We start from the raw sequence: 15668 nt of genomic DNA on the forward strand, positions 1-15668 counted from the left end.
CGTTAAAAGGAATATTTAATTTACCATAACTTCACGCCACGCTTAAAACAATTACTACTATGAGCAAAAAGATAGATGCAATTAACTGGGGAAGTGTTGATGGTAAAGACGTGATGTTATATACGCTTACCAATAAGAACGGGATGACGGTGAAGATTATGAATTACGGGGGAACAATAGTAAGCATTAATGTTCCGGACAAGAATAATACATTCGAAAATATATTATTAACATTCGATTCGCTTGAAGGCTTTCTTCAAAAAGGAAATCCCTGCTTTGGCTGCCTTGTAGGAAGATATGCAAACCGTATTGCAAATGCAGCATTCAGGTTGAATAATACAATTTACAAACTAGCGCCAAACAATAATGGCAATACCCTGCATGGTGGCTTAAAAGGGTATGATAAAGTAGTTTGGGACGCAACTCCTTTACCCGGCAGTAACAGCATAAAATTATCTTATTACAGCCCGGATGGTGAAGAAGGTTTTCCCGGAAACCTTACCGTAGATGTAGTATACCAGCTAACAGATGACAATGCCATAAGAATAGATTACGCTGCAACTACAGATGCCGATACTCCGGTTAATTTTACCAATCACGCTTATTTCAACTTATCGGGCGGCGCAGATGCAGATATCCTTGACCACGAACTAACGCTTACGGCAACTCGCTATACAGAGGCTGATGATAAGCTTATACCTACCGGGCGCTTGCTTAATGTAAAAAACACACCGCTTGATTTCACTACTCCAAAAAAGGTTGGTAAGGATATTGCTGATATTCAACCGGGTTATGATCACAACTTTGTGCTGGATAATGAAACCGGCATCCTGAAAAATACCGGATCACTTTATCATGCTAAAAGCGGACGTTATATGCAGGTGGCTACCACGCAACCTGGTGTACAATTGTATACAGGCAACTTTTTAAACGGGAGTTTAAAACATACACCAGGTGGTGCAATATATCATAAGCATGCAGGGCTTTGCCTCGAAACCCAGCACTATCCTGATTCACCTAATCAACCATCATTTCCTGATACAATATTAAAACCGGGAGAAAAATTTCACCATACCACGGTATATAGTTTTTCGGTAAAGTAGGCATGCGCAGCCATTTATTGTACCCATATACAACCCGGTAAATATTTTTATGGATTTGGTTATCTTTGCGCCCTTATGCAGGCGGCAAGAACAGTAGCTTTTCACACATTGGGTTGTAAACTAAACTATTCTGAAACTTCAACGCTTTCCAGGATACTGGAAAAAGAAGGTTTTCAGAAAAAAGAGTTTGATGATATTGCCGATGTATATGTAATCAATACCTGCTCTGTAACCGATAATGCGGATAAGGAATGCCGGCAGATCGTTCGGCGCATTCAAAGAAAATCCCCGGAAAGTTTTGTAGTAATAACAGGTTGCTATGCGCAGCTAAAACCCAAAGAAATCGCGGAAATAGAGGGGGTTGACCTGGTGCTGGGCGCAGCGGAAAAGTTTAATATTGCCGCTCATTTAAAGGAATTATCAAAAGGCGATTCTACCAGAATTTCAAGTTGTGATATTGAAGATGTTAACAGCTTCCACAGCTCATATTCGTTGCACGACAGAACACGTACTTTTTTAAAAGTGCAGGATGGCTGCGATTATAGCTGTTCTTTCTGCACTATTCCCATGGCAAGGGGGAAAAGCCGCAGCGACAGTATTGAAAACGCTGTCGCCAATGCAAAGGAACTCGCAGCCGCAGGTGTAAAGGAAATTGTATTGACAGGTGTAAACCTTGGCGACTTTGGCATAGCCGAAGCAGGATCAAAAAAGAAAGAAAACTTTTTTCAACTCATTCAGCAACTCGACGAGGTTGAAGGCATTGAGCGGTTCAGGATATCTTCGATAGAACCGAACCTTTTGACCAATGATATCATAAAATTTGTTTCGGGCAGTAAACGCTTTATGCCGCATTTTCATATTCCGTTGCAAAGCGGCTCAGACAGGATATTAGGATTAATGCGGAGAAGATATAAACGTTCACTGTATGCTGAACGTGTGGAAACGATAAAAGCGCTTATGCCCCACTGTTGTATTGGCGTTGATGTGATTGTTGGTTTTCCCGGCGAAACGGATGAAGATTTTAAAACAACTTTTGATTTTCTGCATAGTCTTGATATTTCATACCTGCATGTATTTACCTATTCAGAAAGAGATAACACTGCCGCACTTGATATAAAACCCTCAGTTCCGGTTAATGTACGGCATACGCGCAATAAAACCCTCCGCAATCTCTCGTACATGAAGATGCAGCATTTTACTTCTTTGCATGCAGGCGAAAAACGCCCGGTGCTTTTTGAAGCGTTTAATAAAAACGGTATGATGGAAGGATATACTGATAACTATATCAGGATTGCAATTCCTTATCGCCGGGAACTTACCGATTGTATTACCGACTGGACCATTTAAAATTAGCTTGCTGTAAACTTTTTTGTGATTACATTGCGTGCATCATGTAAAAAATGGCTGAATGCCGGGAAGTCTGGAGATGAAAAAATTTCAGGTGACGATACAGTTTACAATGGATGATGATTTCATGTCGCTTATTCCAAAACACAGGGAATATATCAATACTTTAATAGAGTCGGGTATTATTGATCATTATGTAGTAACCATGGAATCGCAGCATGTCTGGATAACGATGTCTGCTAAAAATAAAAGAGAAGTAAAAAAACATCTCAGTGGTTCGCCTATACACAAATACTGGACTTTTGTTATAGAGGAATTGGTAGTGGTAGACGGGCAGTTATACAGGCTACCGGCAGTACAACTGAATTAAAAGTTAAAGCAAGTATCCCGCTACCAGTCATATCTGCAACTCTTACTATCTGAAAATATCACATAAGTTTTACAAAAAATTTAAATTGCCTTTGTTTCAGGATCTTACTATTGCCATTCCATAACTTAAACAATGAGATTATTCATATTGAGTGTTCTATTAGTATCATCTGCTTTTTCAAAAGGGCAAAATAATTTAAAACAGGTAGACCACCTGCTGGATGCTATATTTCCTGAAGATCAGCCTGGTATTGCCGTAGCAATAGTAAAGGATGATAAAACTATTTTTTCCAGGGGGTATGGCATATCCAATATTATTACTAAAAGCAAAATAACAGCAACTACTAATTTCAATATCGCTTCACTAACCAAACAGTTCACTGCTGCAGGTATGCTTTACCTGCAGAAAAAGGGAGTGCTGGATATAAATCAAAGCATTGATCATTATTTTCCTGATATGAACAGGAATGTGTCTGAAAAGGCTACACTTCTTCAATTGCTCACACACAGATCCGGCATTATAGATCATTATGATTTTGTGCAGGTTGAAAAGGGAAAACACGGCTATGCCCGGCAGGTATATGAAGCCATTAAAAACAAAGACAGCCTTTATTTTACTCCGGGCAGTTCATTCCGGTACAGCAATACGGCTTATTGCCTGGCGGGACTTATACTGGAAAAAATCAGCGGGAAAACGTATAAAGATTTCATCAGGCAAACTTTTTTTATACCTCTTGCTATGAATCATAGCACAGTCTGGAACGAGCAGGAAAAGATTTATAATGCAGCCACTGGTTATGATAAGGACAGCACCACAGGACAATTTATAAAATCACAAGCCGAAGAACATGTTTTCTTTTCAACAGAAGGTGATGGCGCGATTTACACTTCCGTTAAAGACTATGCAAAATGGTTTCAAAGTTTACAGCATGCTTCTATATTGAGCCAAAAAGATATTGCCCTGGCCCGCTCTATACAAAATCCTGTTCCTGATCAAACCGGGGTAGGATATGGCTTTGGCTGGTTTGTCAATGCCCGGCAGCAACCTGCTTATATTTATCATAGTGGCGGTAATGGCGGGTTCAGGACCTATAGCTTTTCTATTCCCGCATTGAATTATCTCGTAGTGATATTTGCCAACAGAAGCGATATCAATATTGAACAGGTAGTTATGCAGATCAACCAAATATTATTCCCGGATTTACCACCTTTGGTTCCTGTTGAGGTATTGACATCATAATTTAACAGAGGGATGATATGCGCAAGAAGCATGTAGATAAAATATCGAGAAGTTGTCAGGCGTCCTAAGCAAATGATACAAGACTCCCTGAATACTATCCGTACTGAAGCCATTCAATTTTGTAAATTGGAAAAATTGTTAGAAGCTGTTTTAAAATGATTGTAAGAGATTTTTGATATAATGTATTGCGTACATAATTGTCACGAATAATTCCGGTGTAACAATCCCGTTATTTCACAGAGACACACGAAGCGTATACAAAGTTCCGCAAAGAAGAGAATACTAAAATGCTCTGTGTAACTTTGTGTATTCTTTGTGGCTCTTTGTGTGGCAAACACTGTCTCGCCGCGGCTAAACACACAGAGCTGTTTGAAATATGAGAATACGGCACTCAGCCTGATGAAACAACTATTAAACAATTATTTCCGATGCTTGCACAATAGTTTATAACTGCTGGGAGCTCTACAAGAGCAGGAATTATTCTTTATTCATCTCTCCGATCTTCATTTTAGCTGCTTTTATTTCAGCAGGCGTGGGTGTTTGCTTCCATGAATTATCATATGGTTTGAAAGATGCTTTATCAAACAATTGCTGCAATGAGATTTTTCCATCTATATAATCAGCCAGGGCTGTAAATGCTTTTTTATGCTCTTTTTTCAGAATTAGCAAACATGCATTAGTTCCGGCTTTGGCGGCTATAGGTACACCACCGCCCAGCTCAGCCCAATGCCCTCCGAGTAAAAGGTTTTTTACAGGTGTTTGATAGTGGGCAATTTTATCCTGCATATTCTTTCTGCCGGGCTTTGCGCCCATCATAGTGCCGTTTTTATTACCGGTATAACGGTAATGGGTAACCGGTGTTGCCACATCATAAAAAAGAATATGAGCACGTAAGGTTGGCGCTATAGCTTTTTCTACCCTGCTGATAATTATTTCAGCTATTTCTTTTTTAAGATTACGATAGGCTTCGTTGCGTATATATTCACCTTTATCATTGCGTGTAGTAAGCCAGTTGTTTTTATAATCCATTACAGCGGGCATAAATAAAGCCAGGGTGCCGCAACCTTCCGGCGCTAAAGATTTGTCACGGCAGGATGGCGGCAGAATAGTAATTTCCGCAGTATGCGGGTCACCGTTATTATGTGCATCAAATGGGCTGGTCTCGTCAACCAGGTGAACCAGTTCCTCACCCAAGCCCAAAGATTCTACCGTACAATCAAGCGCTATGGAAATGGTTAAAGAAGAACTGTATAATTCAGCCTGCCTGAGCTTATGCTTTAGCTTTTCGGGAACAATATGCGCCGGCAGCATTCTTTCGTATAATGTTTCTATATCACATGCCGCTATTACATACTTGCTGCAGAGTTGCCTGATCTCCCCTCTGCGGCTTATTTCAACCCCTGTGCAAATATTATCATTCACCAGAATCTTTTCAACGCAACATTGAGTCATTACATGATTTCCATAATATTCAATTATGTGTTGCAGCCACATGGGTATTACCTGCCCACCACCTTTGGGGGGACACTGAAAGTCGTTGGCATAAGACCAGCCTATTGGCACCATACAACCAATCAGCTCCGTTTCCGAAGCAAACATCTTATGCAGTTTTTCATCTTTAAAAAATTTGCTTAAACCTCTTTTCAATCCCATCTCCCCGCTATAAGACACAAAGGGTATAAATGGCATCACCACTTTGAGCAGGTTTATCTTACTCCATATTTTATCCGGGAAATTCATCGTTTCTTCAGACCTGAATATGCTGCTTAGCTTATTAAGGGAAGCGCCGATTCTTTTTGCGCACCGGAAAAAACGTGTAAGCCCTTCTTTTTCATGGGGGAAATCTTTGATAAGCTGATCGCGTAATTCATCAGGGTTGTTGGTTAAAAGGTAATCAAAACCATTGCCTTTATATCTTCGTGTACGCTCCAGCGTTATAGCCCTGGGAAAGTCATCTCCCAATACCCTGAATATTTTTGTTACAGCGCCCTGCTCATTGTACTGGTTTAACCAATGTATAGCAGTATCGAATATAAAATCTTTGCGTCTGAACCCGGCGAGATAACCGCCTGCATGAGGTTCTTTTTCGAGTATACAAACAGAGAATCCGCATTTGCTTAATAATGCGCCGGCTGTGAGCCCTCCTACACCAGCGCCTATTATAATTACATCGTAAAATTCGTTAAAGGATTTTCCGGGCTGTTTCATTGCAGAAAATTACTAAACGGTTTTGAAAGGACGGGTATAAAAAAGAAAATTTGTTTATTTATATAGCTGTATTTATTTGAAAACAGCACATGGGCAAACAGGTAACAGTAATAAAGGCAAGAGATACCCAGGCACTTCCTTATAACTTATGCTATTTATATCTGCCGAATAGTATTACTGCTGTAAAAGTGTGCGACGCCACTGAAGCCTGATAGCAGCACTGCAGCTAAGTACAAAAAATATTCAGGCATTCTCATTTGCAGTTCTGTGCTCCGATTCCATTTTTAAATGGTTAATGCTTACGTTTAATTCAAAGCCTATAAGCAGTATAAGCGAATTGATGAAAAATGAAGACATGATGATAATAACGGTTCCGATAGAGCCGTACACTTTGTTATACGTACCGAAATTGTTTACCCAAAAGCTGAATACAATTGTAACAATAATGATAAGCATTGTTGCGAACGTTGTACCCGGGGAGCTGATCTTCCATTTGCGGTGAACAGCAGGAGCAAAACGATATATGGTGCCAATGGCATAATAGATCAACGCCACTATTACTACCCATCGTAAAGAAGCGACCCATGAACGTATGGAAATGTTTTCAATACCGAGCCAGTTTAATATATGCTTCAGTAAACTACCCTGCATAATGAGCAACAGAATAGACGCTATAAAAATAAGCGCAATAAAAAAAGTGAGCTTTAATGCAGCGCCTCTCTTTTGAAAGAAATTTTGTTTCTGCCTGTAGCGGCTATGCAAAGAGCGGTTAAATGAATTCATGATACCGATCATTGCATTTGAAGCAAAAAAACCTGCCGTTAAAAATCCTAATGATAACAAACCGCTACGGGGTTTTGTAAAATCTTCAATAAACGCCCTCACCCAATTATAGGTATCATGATTGGGCGTAAGATCTTTCACAATTCCCATCAATTCCTTAGTAAAATCTTTTTGCCCCGGCATATACGGCACAAGCGTAAAAAGAAAAATCAGGAATGGAGGAATGGCCATAAGCAGGTTGAAAGAAATAGCGGCAGCCCGCATATTCAATCCTTCTTTTTTTATTTGCGTAAGCAGAAAAACGATCACATCATACAACGGCAATCCCTGGAAACCCGGCAACACAATTTTTTTTGATTTCTCTATCAAAAAATTGATTGGTTTCCAGGTTATGATGATGCGTTCCAGTTTCGTCATGCCGGTAATGTAATTATTTTATTTTTAAGCTGTCGAGCGCTTTTTGATATGCTCTTGCATTTTTTAAATGTTCAGCATCTGTTGCCGCAAATGCATGATAGCCTGAAAAATCAGGCTTTGCGCAAAAATACAGGTAATCTGTTTTTACCACATTCAGTACTGCATCAATCGTTTTTACAGAAGGTGTGCAGATAGGTCCCGGCGGCAACCCTGCATTTTTATAGGTATTAAATGGTGATCCTGCTGTTTCTGCTATCATTTTTAAAGTAACCCTTTTAGCTGCAAAATTGCGTCCTGCAAATTTTACAGTAGGGTCAGCGCCAAGCTTCATTCCTTTATTCACTCTATTTAAATATACACTTGCCATCAGTGGCATTTCATCATATTTATTGGTTTCTTCTTCTATAATAGATGCCAGTGTGTATACTTCAACAGGTGTTAAACCCATATCTCTTGCTTTTTGTAATCGCTCTTCTGTCCAGAATTTTTCTCCTTCGTCTTTTATTTTATTAAACATCTTGGGAGCCGTGGTATTCCAGTAAAAAGTGTAAGTATTGGGTATAATAGCTGTCATCACCGTATTTGAATCAAGTCCTTTTTGCTTTAATGAATCATTATTATTCAGATAACTGATAATATCCAAAGAATCACACTCCAGTTGCCTGCCTGCAAAACGTGCAAAATCTTCTTTGGTTCTTAATTTGGTGATAACAAGGTTTACAGGAGATTGTCGTCCATTACGCAGCATACGCACGATAGAAAGTATACTTTCACCATTTTTAACTTCATATTTACCGGCTTTTATTTTTTCGGGCAAGCCTGCTTTACGGGCAACAAAAGAAAAGATTCCCGGGTTTTTGATAAAATCGCCGCCGCGTATATCCTTCATCAGGTCAACAAAGCCACTGCCTGTTTTGATATATAAAAATTTTCGCTTTTCACTAAATGAAGTATTTGAACCTAAAATCATCCATGCTATATAGCCACCGGCAATAAGTATAATGAGCAATATGATGAGAATAACTTTTTTGATCATAATCTATTTTTTGAGGACGCTTATTTGTATTATAAAGTTGCGAAACGCGCAGCTCATTTTTATACGACTTGAAAATAAAGCAAAAAACCCTGTTGATAATAACAGGGTTTTCAATAATTTATTTTAAATATATGCTTATTTCTGAACAGGCTGTGCCTGTGGTATTTCCTGCTGCTGCGGAGCAGGAGCTTGCTGCTGTGGAGTAGCAGAAGGCACGGTAGTTTGCTGGTTGGTATTGATATTCCTGATAAATTCACCATCATCGCTGCCGGAACGCATAAATAAAGAAGAAGTGAGGCACAATAAGCCAATAAGCGCAGCAAATATCCAGGTACCTTTTTCAAGTACATCCGTGGTTTGCTTAACGCCCATGAACTGGTTGCTGAAACCAGCAATATTGCCTGCTAAGCCACCACCCTTTGGGTTCTGTATCAATACCACAAGACCCAGTATAACACAACATAAGATTATCAATATCAAAAACAGAAGCGCCATGTTAATTTTCGTTTAGTTTGGAAATTTTGGCTGCAAAATAAACCCTTTTGCCCGGATTGAGCAAACTTAATTTTTGGTAGGTTTCTATAGCCTTTTTATGCAGTCCCTGGCGGGCATACACTTCTGCCATTGCCTCGGTAACCACCTCTTTTTGCTCGTTGGAGTGCTCCGCTATATTTTGGATAGATGATTGGGTATTATTGTCCAGTTCACCCTCAAGTCTTTCCGGGTGAATTTTTTTCATTGTTTTAAGCCATTCGGTAAAGCTTTTTAATTTTTTACTCAGCTTATCTTTCCCCTCATATTCGTGGCTGAGCTTTATGCCCTGGGATGCAAAGTAATCAACTGTATGCAATGGCTCAATTGGTATGATATCACCGGTATGATCATCAACCGGCAATGGCTGGTCAAATGCAGCTTTTGCCTGCGCCAGGGAAAAATCGCCGGTTGGCAATTTTATATCTTCCTGCAAATGGGTTTTTTCTATTGCCTCATCAACATTTTCGTCAACATTTTCATCTCCTTTTTCAGCAACAGTTTCTGCTTCTGCGAGCTGCTCCAGCACTTCATTTCCGGTTTTAATTTCCGTTACAGGTAATTCGGGATTCAATGTTTCACCGGGCTCTTCATATTGTACACTTTCAATATTTTCCGCCTGCTCTGCAGTAGCGGTATCAGAAACCTCGTCAATTTCAGGCTCCGCTGATTTCTCTTCCACCATTAACCGTTCTTCCACAATATCAACAATTGTTTTTCCGGATGTATGCTGCACAGGCTCTTCTTCCTCAGCAACATAATCAGGGGCAGCATCAACAACAGTTTTGCCGGCTATACCGGCTTCCTTCTCTATATATTTACCTTCACGCTCTGGTAATGTTTCAGGATGCAGCAATGCATTTAACCAATGCGGGTTAGTAAAATACAATGCCGTTTTTTTTAGCTGGTCAGTATACCTGTCACCACCGGGCTGCTGATATTTTTTTGCCAGCAGGTATTGCGCCGGTGCATAAAACGGGTATTTGATAACAAGCTGTTCTATATCCCCGGCATCAACATCTTCCAGTGCTTGTTTCTGAAACAGGTGATCAGGTATATCGTTGACATGAAGATTCATTGGCGTGAAGATACGTGCTTTACCAGTTTGAGAATATTTTATTGAAGATATCGTCAGATATGTTTTTCAGAATATCATCCATAAGGCGGGTTTGCGCATCTGCAAAGCTTATTGAAGCAGAAAACGGGAAGTTCCTGGTAATATCAGTTTCAAAATTTTTTTTCTCGTCGAGACGGTTTTTAAAAATAATATGAACTGTTACATTCAGATTATTGCTTGACGCTGTTTGCCCGGAAATACCAGATGTGTTAACCGAAAAATCGGTAATTGATCCACTGATATCATAATGCGCTTCATCCGTATTTATTACTGCCAGCCTTGTTTGGCTGATGATCTTTTGTTTAAGTTTATCCGTTAGCTGCGGGCTCAACTGCGGGTTTACATACCTTGCCTTATTTTCAATATAATTTACCCTTGCTGTTTTTACCTCAGGCGGGTAGCTTACATCCTTCATGCTATAACTACAGGTAGCCTTTACCGATATGGCGGCAAAGAAAATTATAGCGAGCTTTTTTATGGTATCACTAATCATTGATGTCATATTCTTTGAGCTTACGGTATAAGGTACGTTCGCTGATACCGAGATCAGATGCCGCGTCTTTACGTTTGCTTTTGTGCTTTTTTAATGCTTTTAATATCAGTTCCTTTTCTTTATCCATAATATTCAGCGATTCTTCCACTTCCTCATGGTGATGTATATCACTGCCATTGCCATTGTTATTACCGATAAGAACGGGTTGCGAAGGTTGATTAAATACAGGCTTTACAACAACATTTTCCCTTTCAGGCAATGGCTCATAATCATTCATTAAAGACTCTTTCGTAAATGCAGACACTGCTGCTGCACGCTGGGGATTTTGTAATATTTCAACAAACATCTTTTTTAGCTCCGTAACATCCCGCTTCATATCAAAAAAGAGTTTGTATAATATTTCTCTTTCATTCGCAAATTCAGCATGGGTCACATTTCCACCGCCACCTGCCAGCACCGGCATCAGGTTTTGCGTATTGTGCACCGGCAAAAACTGCTCAAGCTGTTTTGCTGTTATTGTTTTATCCTGCGACAACACGGATATCTGTTCTGCAATATTCTTTAATTCCCTCACATTACCGGGCCACGAATAGTGAATTAACAAGTCTTTCGCTTCATCATCCAATTGTATAGAAGGTGTTTTATAGCGCTCGGCAAAGTCAGCAGCGAATTTTCTGAATAAAAGAATAATATCTTCCTGCCTGTCTTTTAGCGCAGGCACACGAATAGGCACGGTATTTAACCTGTAGTACAAATCCTGGCGAAACCTGCCTTTATGTGTGAATTCAAGCAGATCTTTATTGGTAGCGGCTATTACTCTCACATCTGTTTTCTGTACTTTAGAAGAGCCTACGCGTATGTATTCACCCGTCTCTAATACGCGCAGCAAACGCGCCTGTGTACCAAGTGGCATTTCTCCTATCTCATCTAAAAAAATAGTTCCGCCATTTACGGTTTCAAAATATCCTTTCCTGCTGTCTACCGCGCCGGTAAATGAGCCCTTTTCATGACCAAACAATTCTGAATCTATCGTGCCTTCCGGAATAGCGCCGCAGTTTACGGCAATAAAGGGGTTATGTTTACGGTTTGATAAAGCATGTATTACCTGTGAAAAGACCTCTTTACCCACACCACTTTCTCCGTAAATCAATACGGTAAGATCTGTATTCGCTACCTGTGCCGCCACCTGTAATCCGTAGTTGAGCGCCGGGGAATTTCCTATTATACCAAACCTGTTTTTTATTGATTGTATATCCATTGTCAGTTATTTTGAACTTCACCAAGCAGGGTTGCCTTGGTACAGTCGTTAACGGTAACCATTGCATAATCCCCTTTCTTCAGCGAATAATTATGTTTTGGAAAAACGATCACTTTATTGTGTGATGTTCTCCCCATCCAATCCTGGTCACTTTTCTTACTATCACCTTCTATTAACACCTGGAATGTTTTTCCAAGATCTTTCTGGTTGCTTTGTTTTGATAATGCGTTTTGCAGGTCAACTATTTCCTGTAATCTTCTTTTCTTCACCGCTTCAGGAATATCATCTTTATACCTGCGCTGCGCTAATGTGCCGGGCCGCTCGCTGTAAAAAAACATATAGCTCAAATCATAGCCACTGTATTGCATGATGGACAAAGTATCCTGGTGATCTTCTTCTGTTTCTGTGCAAAAACCGGCAATAATATCACTGCTGATGCCGCAACCGGGAAGTATTTCACGGATACGGTTAATCTTTGCCATATACCATTCGCGGGTATAAGTACGGTTCATTAATTGCAGTATGCGTGACGAACCGCTTTGCACCGGTAGGTGTATATACTTGCAGATGTTTTCGTATTTCTCCATCGTATGCAACACATCGTCCGTAATATCTTTAGGATGAGAGGTAGAAAAACGCACCCTCAATCCAGGAGAAATTTTCGCTACCATTTCAAGCAGCATAGCGAAGGTTACTGTTTCGGCATTATCACCGGAGAAATAATAGCTGTCTACGTTCTGTCCCAGCAGAGTCACTTCTTTAAAACCGTCGTTGAATAATGCTTCACATTCCTGCACAATAGAAAACGCGTCACGGCTTCTCTCCCGCCCTCTTGTAAAAGGCACCACGCAAAAGGAACACATATTATTACAACCACGCATAATGCTCACAAACGCGCTCACACCATTGCTGTCCAGGCGAACAGGCGCTATATCAGCATAGGTTTCTTCGCGGCTTAATAATACATTCACGGCTTTTTGCCCGCCTTCAGCTTCTTCAATCAGCCCGGGCAGGCTGCGGTAAGCATCAGGTCCAACTACTATATCAACCAGTTTTTCTTCTTCAAGAAATTTAGATTTCAACCTTTCAGCCATACAGCCCAGTACACCCACGAGTAAACCCGGGCGTGCCTGTTTTGCTTTGCGAAACTCTGTCAGTCTTTTACGTACGGTTTGCTCCGCTTTTTCCCGTATAGAACAGGTATTTAAAAATACCAGGTCAGCTTCTTCGGCATTCCTGGTAGCGCCAAAGCCTGAATTATTTAAGATAGAAGCCACGATCTCGCTGTCTGCAAAATTCATCTGGCAACCATAGCTTTCTATGTAAAATTTCTTACGGTAAACGGAGGGATCATTTAAAAAGGGGGCAAAGGCTTCACCCTGCCTTGATTCATCCTGCACTTTAGATATCAGCAAATCCTGCATACGCTATTCAAAACTTTTTAGAGTTTGCAAATATAACCAAAAGCTGATAAAATGCCAGTTTGGCAGGAAGGGATTTTAACAGGGAAGAAATCGCCGGAGGCTATGAGAGAAACGTGCTAAACGAAAACGCCTGACCAGTATTGATATCTTCTCCCGGCGTTGCAGCGCTGTAGATATCCTGCTTGTATTCATCGGTTATTCCCACACGCACATTACGCAGGTGGTCTTTGATAAAATAATCATACACAAAGCCGGGGTGTAGATGTAGTTGTGTTGCATTGAATGTACGTTGCTTTGTATTGAAGACATTTTGCCTCTATCACTAACTCTGGAACATGATACTATGGTATTCCAGCATATTTTTACTGTTATAAGCCCTACATTAAAAAGAGACAGATATACCATCCATCTCTTTCATACCTGCCCCTACAGGATTTTATTGATTTACAATTATTTAACTGCGAAAAAATATCCCATCACTAACTCTGGAACATTACCCAACAATGATAGAATAAAGCTCAATCTAAATGGAATGAGCCTGATACAATACCGGGCTCATCATTATCGAAATTAATCTTTTAATTTGTCTAAACTTTGGGGTTCAGTCTACAATTGCCGGGCTGTTTTTATAGTATTACTTTGCTAACTCATGTCACATCACAAGAGGGATGATTGCACCTAATACCTGAGTATTTTTAACATGCTTTATTCCACCAGCTTATATGCTTGGACTATATGGGGGCTAGACCGACTAATCACCTTTGCTTACATACATCTTCAATCCATTTACGCCAGAGAATTAAATCACTTTTAAAAAACTTGATTTTCCCAAAAGCTGTATGATCACTTCTTGAAATAATCCCAGAATTTGCCTCGACAAAGCTTATTGAATAAGGAGAACAATAAAGTATAGTATCTCCTTTTCTTGCCTCAAATACTGAATCGAGTTTAGCTAGATGATATTTATACTCTTGTATAACACTATCCGAAATATTAGGCTTCGATTTTTGAGCCTTAAGTAGGTTACTAAAAAAAATAAAAAATAATACAGCCTCATTGTTTACTTTTTTGTTCTGTAGGGTTGACTCCCGTAATATTTCCATTTGTGAAAGTAATTACAATCCTTATTGTTGTTGTGCCATTTAAATAATTCACAGTTGCTGTACCTGTAAATCCGCCAGGGAAAGTTTCGCCTCCTTCTATTCTCGTCTTTTTTGTATCTCTTTCGTAACCTGTTACTTCTTTCTCAGCTTTAATTCCGTCTGCATGTGCACCTGTTGGGTCATCTTCAGATTTTCCATAAGGTTTTCCGTCAAGCTGCATAGATTTTTGTTCAACTAAAAAATGAGCAATCGCACCTTCAGGCGTATAAGCAGGATTAGTTCCTCTCAGTGCTTCTACATCGCCTACATCTAAGGTCTTTTGTTCATGTGAGTCAATTTGCACGCCTCTATCATTTTTTTCAACACCAATGAAAATTGGCTTATCAGTTTTTTCTAGAATAGGTCTAACCTGTCCAAAGAAACCAAGCTCAGCTTTTGATACTTTCATTAAATCAACTCCTTTATTCATGGTTAAATTAACCTTACCATTATTGTCAATTTTAACACTTCCCAATCTCCCTAGTCCTTTATTTAACTGATTCTCAAATTGTCTTATTGCTTCGGGATTCTTTGATGCTACTATTAAATCCCGTCCATCAACATCAACAATTTTAATCGGATCATTTGCCGCATAGATATATGGCGAAAACAGACGCCATTTTTCACTTAATGGATCCACCGCATGCCACCTCCCAATCTGTGCATCATACATCCTCGCTCCATAATCCATCCATTCTAATCCTGAACCATCTGAGAACTCCTGGCGTTGCTCTTCTTTACCGTTGTATTTATACCGGTTTGTTGGTGCATTATTTAAAGCCTTTGATGATATTCCGGCCATTGTCAGTCCGAACGGATAATAATGCGTCTCTTCCAGTATCGCTCCCCTGGTATGGATCACCTGCAGATTGTCAAAGAACACATCAACCTGGCTCTGGTTGCTCACGTAAATATACACATATCCGTTCTTGGGCGCTGTTTTATTCTGTACCTGGTGAGGTTTAACAGCACCATTGTCTCCTACTGGGTCAAAACCATATCCCACACTTTTAAACTGCTCATCAAAAAAGATGTAGTTGATGAATGCTCTTGGTTTGGAGGAACTGTTGGGGACTTCACCTAACTGGTCTGCAAACAGTGAACCGATACCGTCTGTTGTATTGGTAAACCCGTTAAGCTGTGCAGCCGTTACTCCTCCATGGGCTGCGGCTGCATTACCACCTGTCGGACCACCCAGCA

The 15668-nt window shown here is 40.1% G+C and carries 15 protein-coding genes; 4 read left to right on the forward strand and 11 right to left on the reverse strand.

The genetic code is table 11. The features are described 5' to 3' along the window. Positions 1 to 59 precede the first annotated feature (59 nt). The 4 genes from DC498_RS15835 to DC498_RS15850 all read left to right on the forward strand — a co-directional run bounded on the left by DC498_RS15835 (position 60) and on the right by DC498_RS15850 (position 4059). Positions 60 to 1103 carry an aldose epimerase family protein gene (locus DC498_RS15835; RefSeq protein WP_116875150.1) on the forward strand — a complete coding sequence of 348 codons (1044 nt, stop codon included), beginning with the start codon at positions 60 to 62 and terminating at the stop codon, positions 1101 to 1103. A gap of 75 nt (positions 1104 to 1178) precedes the next feature. Beyond that, positions 1179 to 2450 carry a tRNA (N(6)-L-threonylcarbamoyladenosine(37)-C(2))-methylthiotransferase MtaB gene (gene mtaB / locus DC498_RS15840; protein ID WP_116875151.1) on the forward strand — a complete coding sequence of 424 codons (1272 nt, stop codon included), beginning with the start codon at positions 1179 to 1181 and terminating at the stop codon, positions 2448 to 2450. 61 nt (positions 2451 to 2511) lie between these two features. Continuing rightward, a complete protein-coding gene (locus DC498_RS15845; RefSeq protein ID WP_116875152.1) occupies positions 2512 to 2820 on the forward strand; it encodes a hypothetical protein in 309 nt (102 codons plus the stop codon). Positions 2821 to 2952: 132 nt separating this feature from the next. Continuing rightward, a complete protein-coding gene (locus DC498_RS15850) occupies positions 2953 to 4059 on the forward strand; it encodes a serine hydrolase domain-containing protein (RefSeq protein WP_116875153.1) in 1107 nt (368 codons plus the stop codon). 419 nt (positions 4060 to 4478) lie between these two features. Here the strand turns inward: DC498_RS15850 and DC498_RS26805 are convergent, their stop codons facing one another. From DC498_RS26805 to DC498_RS15900, 11 genes are all read right to left on the reverse strand, one after another. Then, the gene (locus DC498_RS26805) at positions 4479 to 4547 is read right to left on the reverse strand and encodes an SWIM zinc finger family protein (protein WP_370443917.1); all 69 of its coding nucleotides are present in this window, start codon (positions 4545 to 4547) and stop codon (positions 4479 to 4481) included. Beyond that, positions 4537 to 6267 carry a phytoene desaturase family protein gene (locus DC498_RS15855; protein ID WP_116875154.1) on the reverse strand — a complete coding sequence of 577 codons (1731 nt, stop codon included), beginning with the start codon at positions 6265 to 6267 and terminating at the stop codon, positions 4537 to 4539. Before DC498_RS15855 ends, DC498_RS26805 begins: the two co-directional genes overlap by 11 nt. A 243-nt stretch (positions 6268 to 6510) precedes the next feature. Beyond that, complete coding sequence (locus tag DC498_RS15860; RefSeq protein ID WP_116875155.1) at positions 6511 to 7467, reverse strand: YihY/virulence factor BrkB family protein; 957 nt, start codon at positions 7465 to 7467, stop codon at positions 6511 to 6513. Positions 7468 to 7480: 13 nt separating this feature from the next. Next, complete coding sequence (gene mltG, locus DC498_RS15865; RefSeq protein ID WP_116875156.1) at positions 7481 to 8503, reverse strand: endolytic transglycosylase MltG; 1023 nt, start codon at positions 8501 to 8503, stop codon at positions 7481 to 7483. Between the two features lie 135 nt (positions 8504 to 8638). Further along, positions 8639 to 8998, reverse strand: a complete 360-nt coding sequence (gene secG, locus DC498_RS15870) for a preprotein translocase subunit SecG (protein ID WP_116875157.1) — start codon at positions 8996 to 8998, stop codon at positions 8639 to 8641. 1 nt (position 8999) lies between these two features. Then, positions 9000 to 10112 carry a hypothetical protein gene (locus tag DC498_RS15875; RefSeq protein WP_116875158.1) on the reverse strand — a complete coding sequence of 371 codons (1113 nt, stop codon included), beginning with the start codon at positions 10110 to 10112 and terminating at the stop codon, positions 9000 to 9002. A gap of 19 nt (positions 10113 to 10131) precedes the next feature. Further along, positions 10132 to 10653 (reverse strand): LPS assembly lipoprotein LptE, encoded by a 522-nt coding sequence (gene lptE / locus DC498_RS15880; RefSeq protein ID WP_240628031.1) that lies wholly within the window; start codon positions 10651 to 10653, stop codon positions 10132 to 10134. Beyond that, positions 10637 to 11902 (reverse strand): sigma-54 interaction domain-containing protein, encoded by a 1266-nt coding sequence (locus tag DC498_RS15885; RefSeq protein ID WP_116875160.1) that lies wholly within the window; start codon positions 11900 to 11902, stop codon positions 10637 to 10639. Before DC498_RS15885 ends, lptE begins: the two co-directional genes overlap by 17 nt. 2 nt (positions 11903 to 11904) lie before the next feature. Beyond that, a complete protein-coding gene (miaB, locus tag DC498_RS15890) occupies positions 11905 to 13326 on the reverse strand; it encodes a tRNA (N6-isopentenyl adenosine(37)-C2)-methylthiotransferase MiaB (protein ID WP_116875161.1) in 1422 nt (473 codons plus the stop codon). A 100-nt stretch (positions 13327 to 13426) separates the two neighbouring features. Beyond that, complete coding sequence (locus DC498_RS26200; protein ID WP_165813862.1) at positions 13427 to 13573, reverse strand: hypothetical protein; 147 nt, start codon at positions 13571 to 13573, stop codon at positions 13427 to 13429. An 806-nt stretch (positions 13574 to 14379) separates the two neighbouring features. Then, positions 14380 to 15668, reverse strand: a 1289-nt coding sequence (locus DC498_RS15900) for an RHS repeat-associated core domain-containing protein (RefSeq protein WP_133176870.1), incomplete at its 5' end; no start/stop codon positions are given.

It is taken from the genome of Terrimonas sp., from assembly GCF_003075435.1.
Lineage (GTDB): Bacteria > Bacteroidota > Bacteroidia > Chitinophagales > Chitinophagaceae > Agriterribacter.

Bases quoted from the DNA above. Each gene is read 5' to 3' on its own strand.
- DC498_RS15885 (WP_116875160.1), bottom strand. From the start codon at position 11,902: ATGGATATACAATCAATAAAAAACAGGTTTGGTATAATAGGAAATTCC.
- DC498_RS15845 (WP_116875152.1), top strand. From the start codon at position 2,512: ATGCCGGGAAGTCTGGAGATGAAAAAATTTCAGGTGACGATACAGTTT.
- secG (WP_116875157.1), bottom strand. From the start codon at position 8,998: ATGGCGCTTCTGTTTTTGATATTGATAATCTTATGTTGTGTTATACTG.
- mtaB (WP_116875151.1), top strand. From the start codon at position 1,179: ATGCAGGCGGCAAGAACAGTAGCTTTTCACACATTGGGTTGTAAACTA.
- DC498_RS15860 (WP_116875155.1), bottom strand. From the start codon at position 7,467: ATGACGAAACTGGAACGCATCATCATAACCTGGAAACCAATCAATTTT.
- DC498_RS15850 (WP_116875153.1), top strand. From the start codon at position 2,953: ATGAGATTATTCATATTGAGTGTTCTATTAGTATCATCTGCTTTTTCA.
- lptE (WP_240628031.1), bottom strand. From the start codon at position 10,653: ATGACATCAATGATTAGTGATACCATAAAAAAGCTCGCTATAATTTTC.
- DC498_RS15855 (WP_116875154.1), bottom strand. From the start codon at position 6,267: ATGAAACAGCCCGGAAAATCCTTTAACGAATTTTACGATGTAATTATA.
- DC498_RS15835 (WP_116875150.1), top strand. From the start codon at position 60: ATGAGCAAAAAGATAGATGCAATTAACTGGGGAAGTGTTGATGGTAAA.
- miaB (WP_116875161.1), bottom strand. From the start codon at position 13,326: ATGCAGGATTTGCTGATATCTAAAGTGCAGGATGAATCAAGGCAGGGT.
- mltG (WP_116875156.1), bottom strand. From the start codon at position 8,503: ATGATCAAAAAAGTTATTCTCATCATATTGCTCATTATACTTATTGCC.
- DC498_RS15875 (WP_116875158.1), bottom strand. From the start codon at position 10,112: ATGAATCTTCATGTCAACGATATACCTGATCACCTGTTTCAGAAACAA.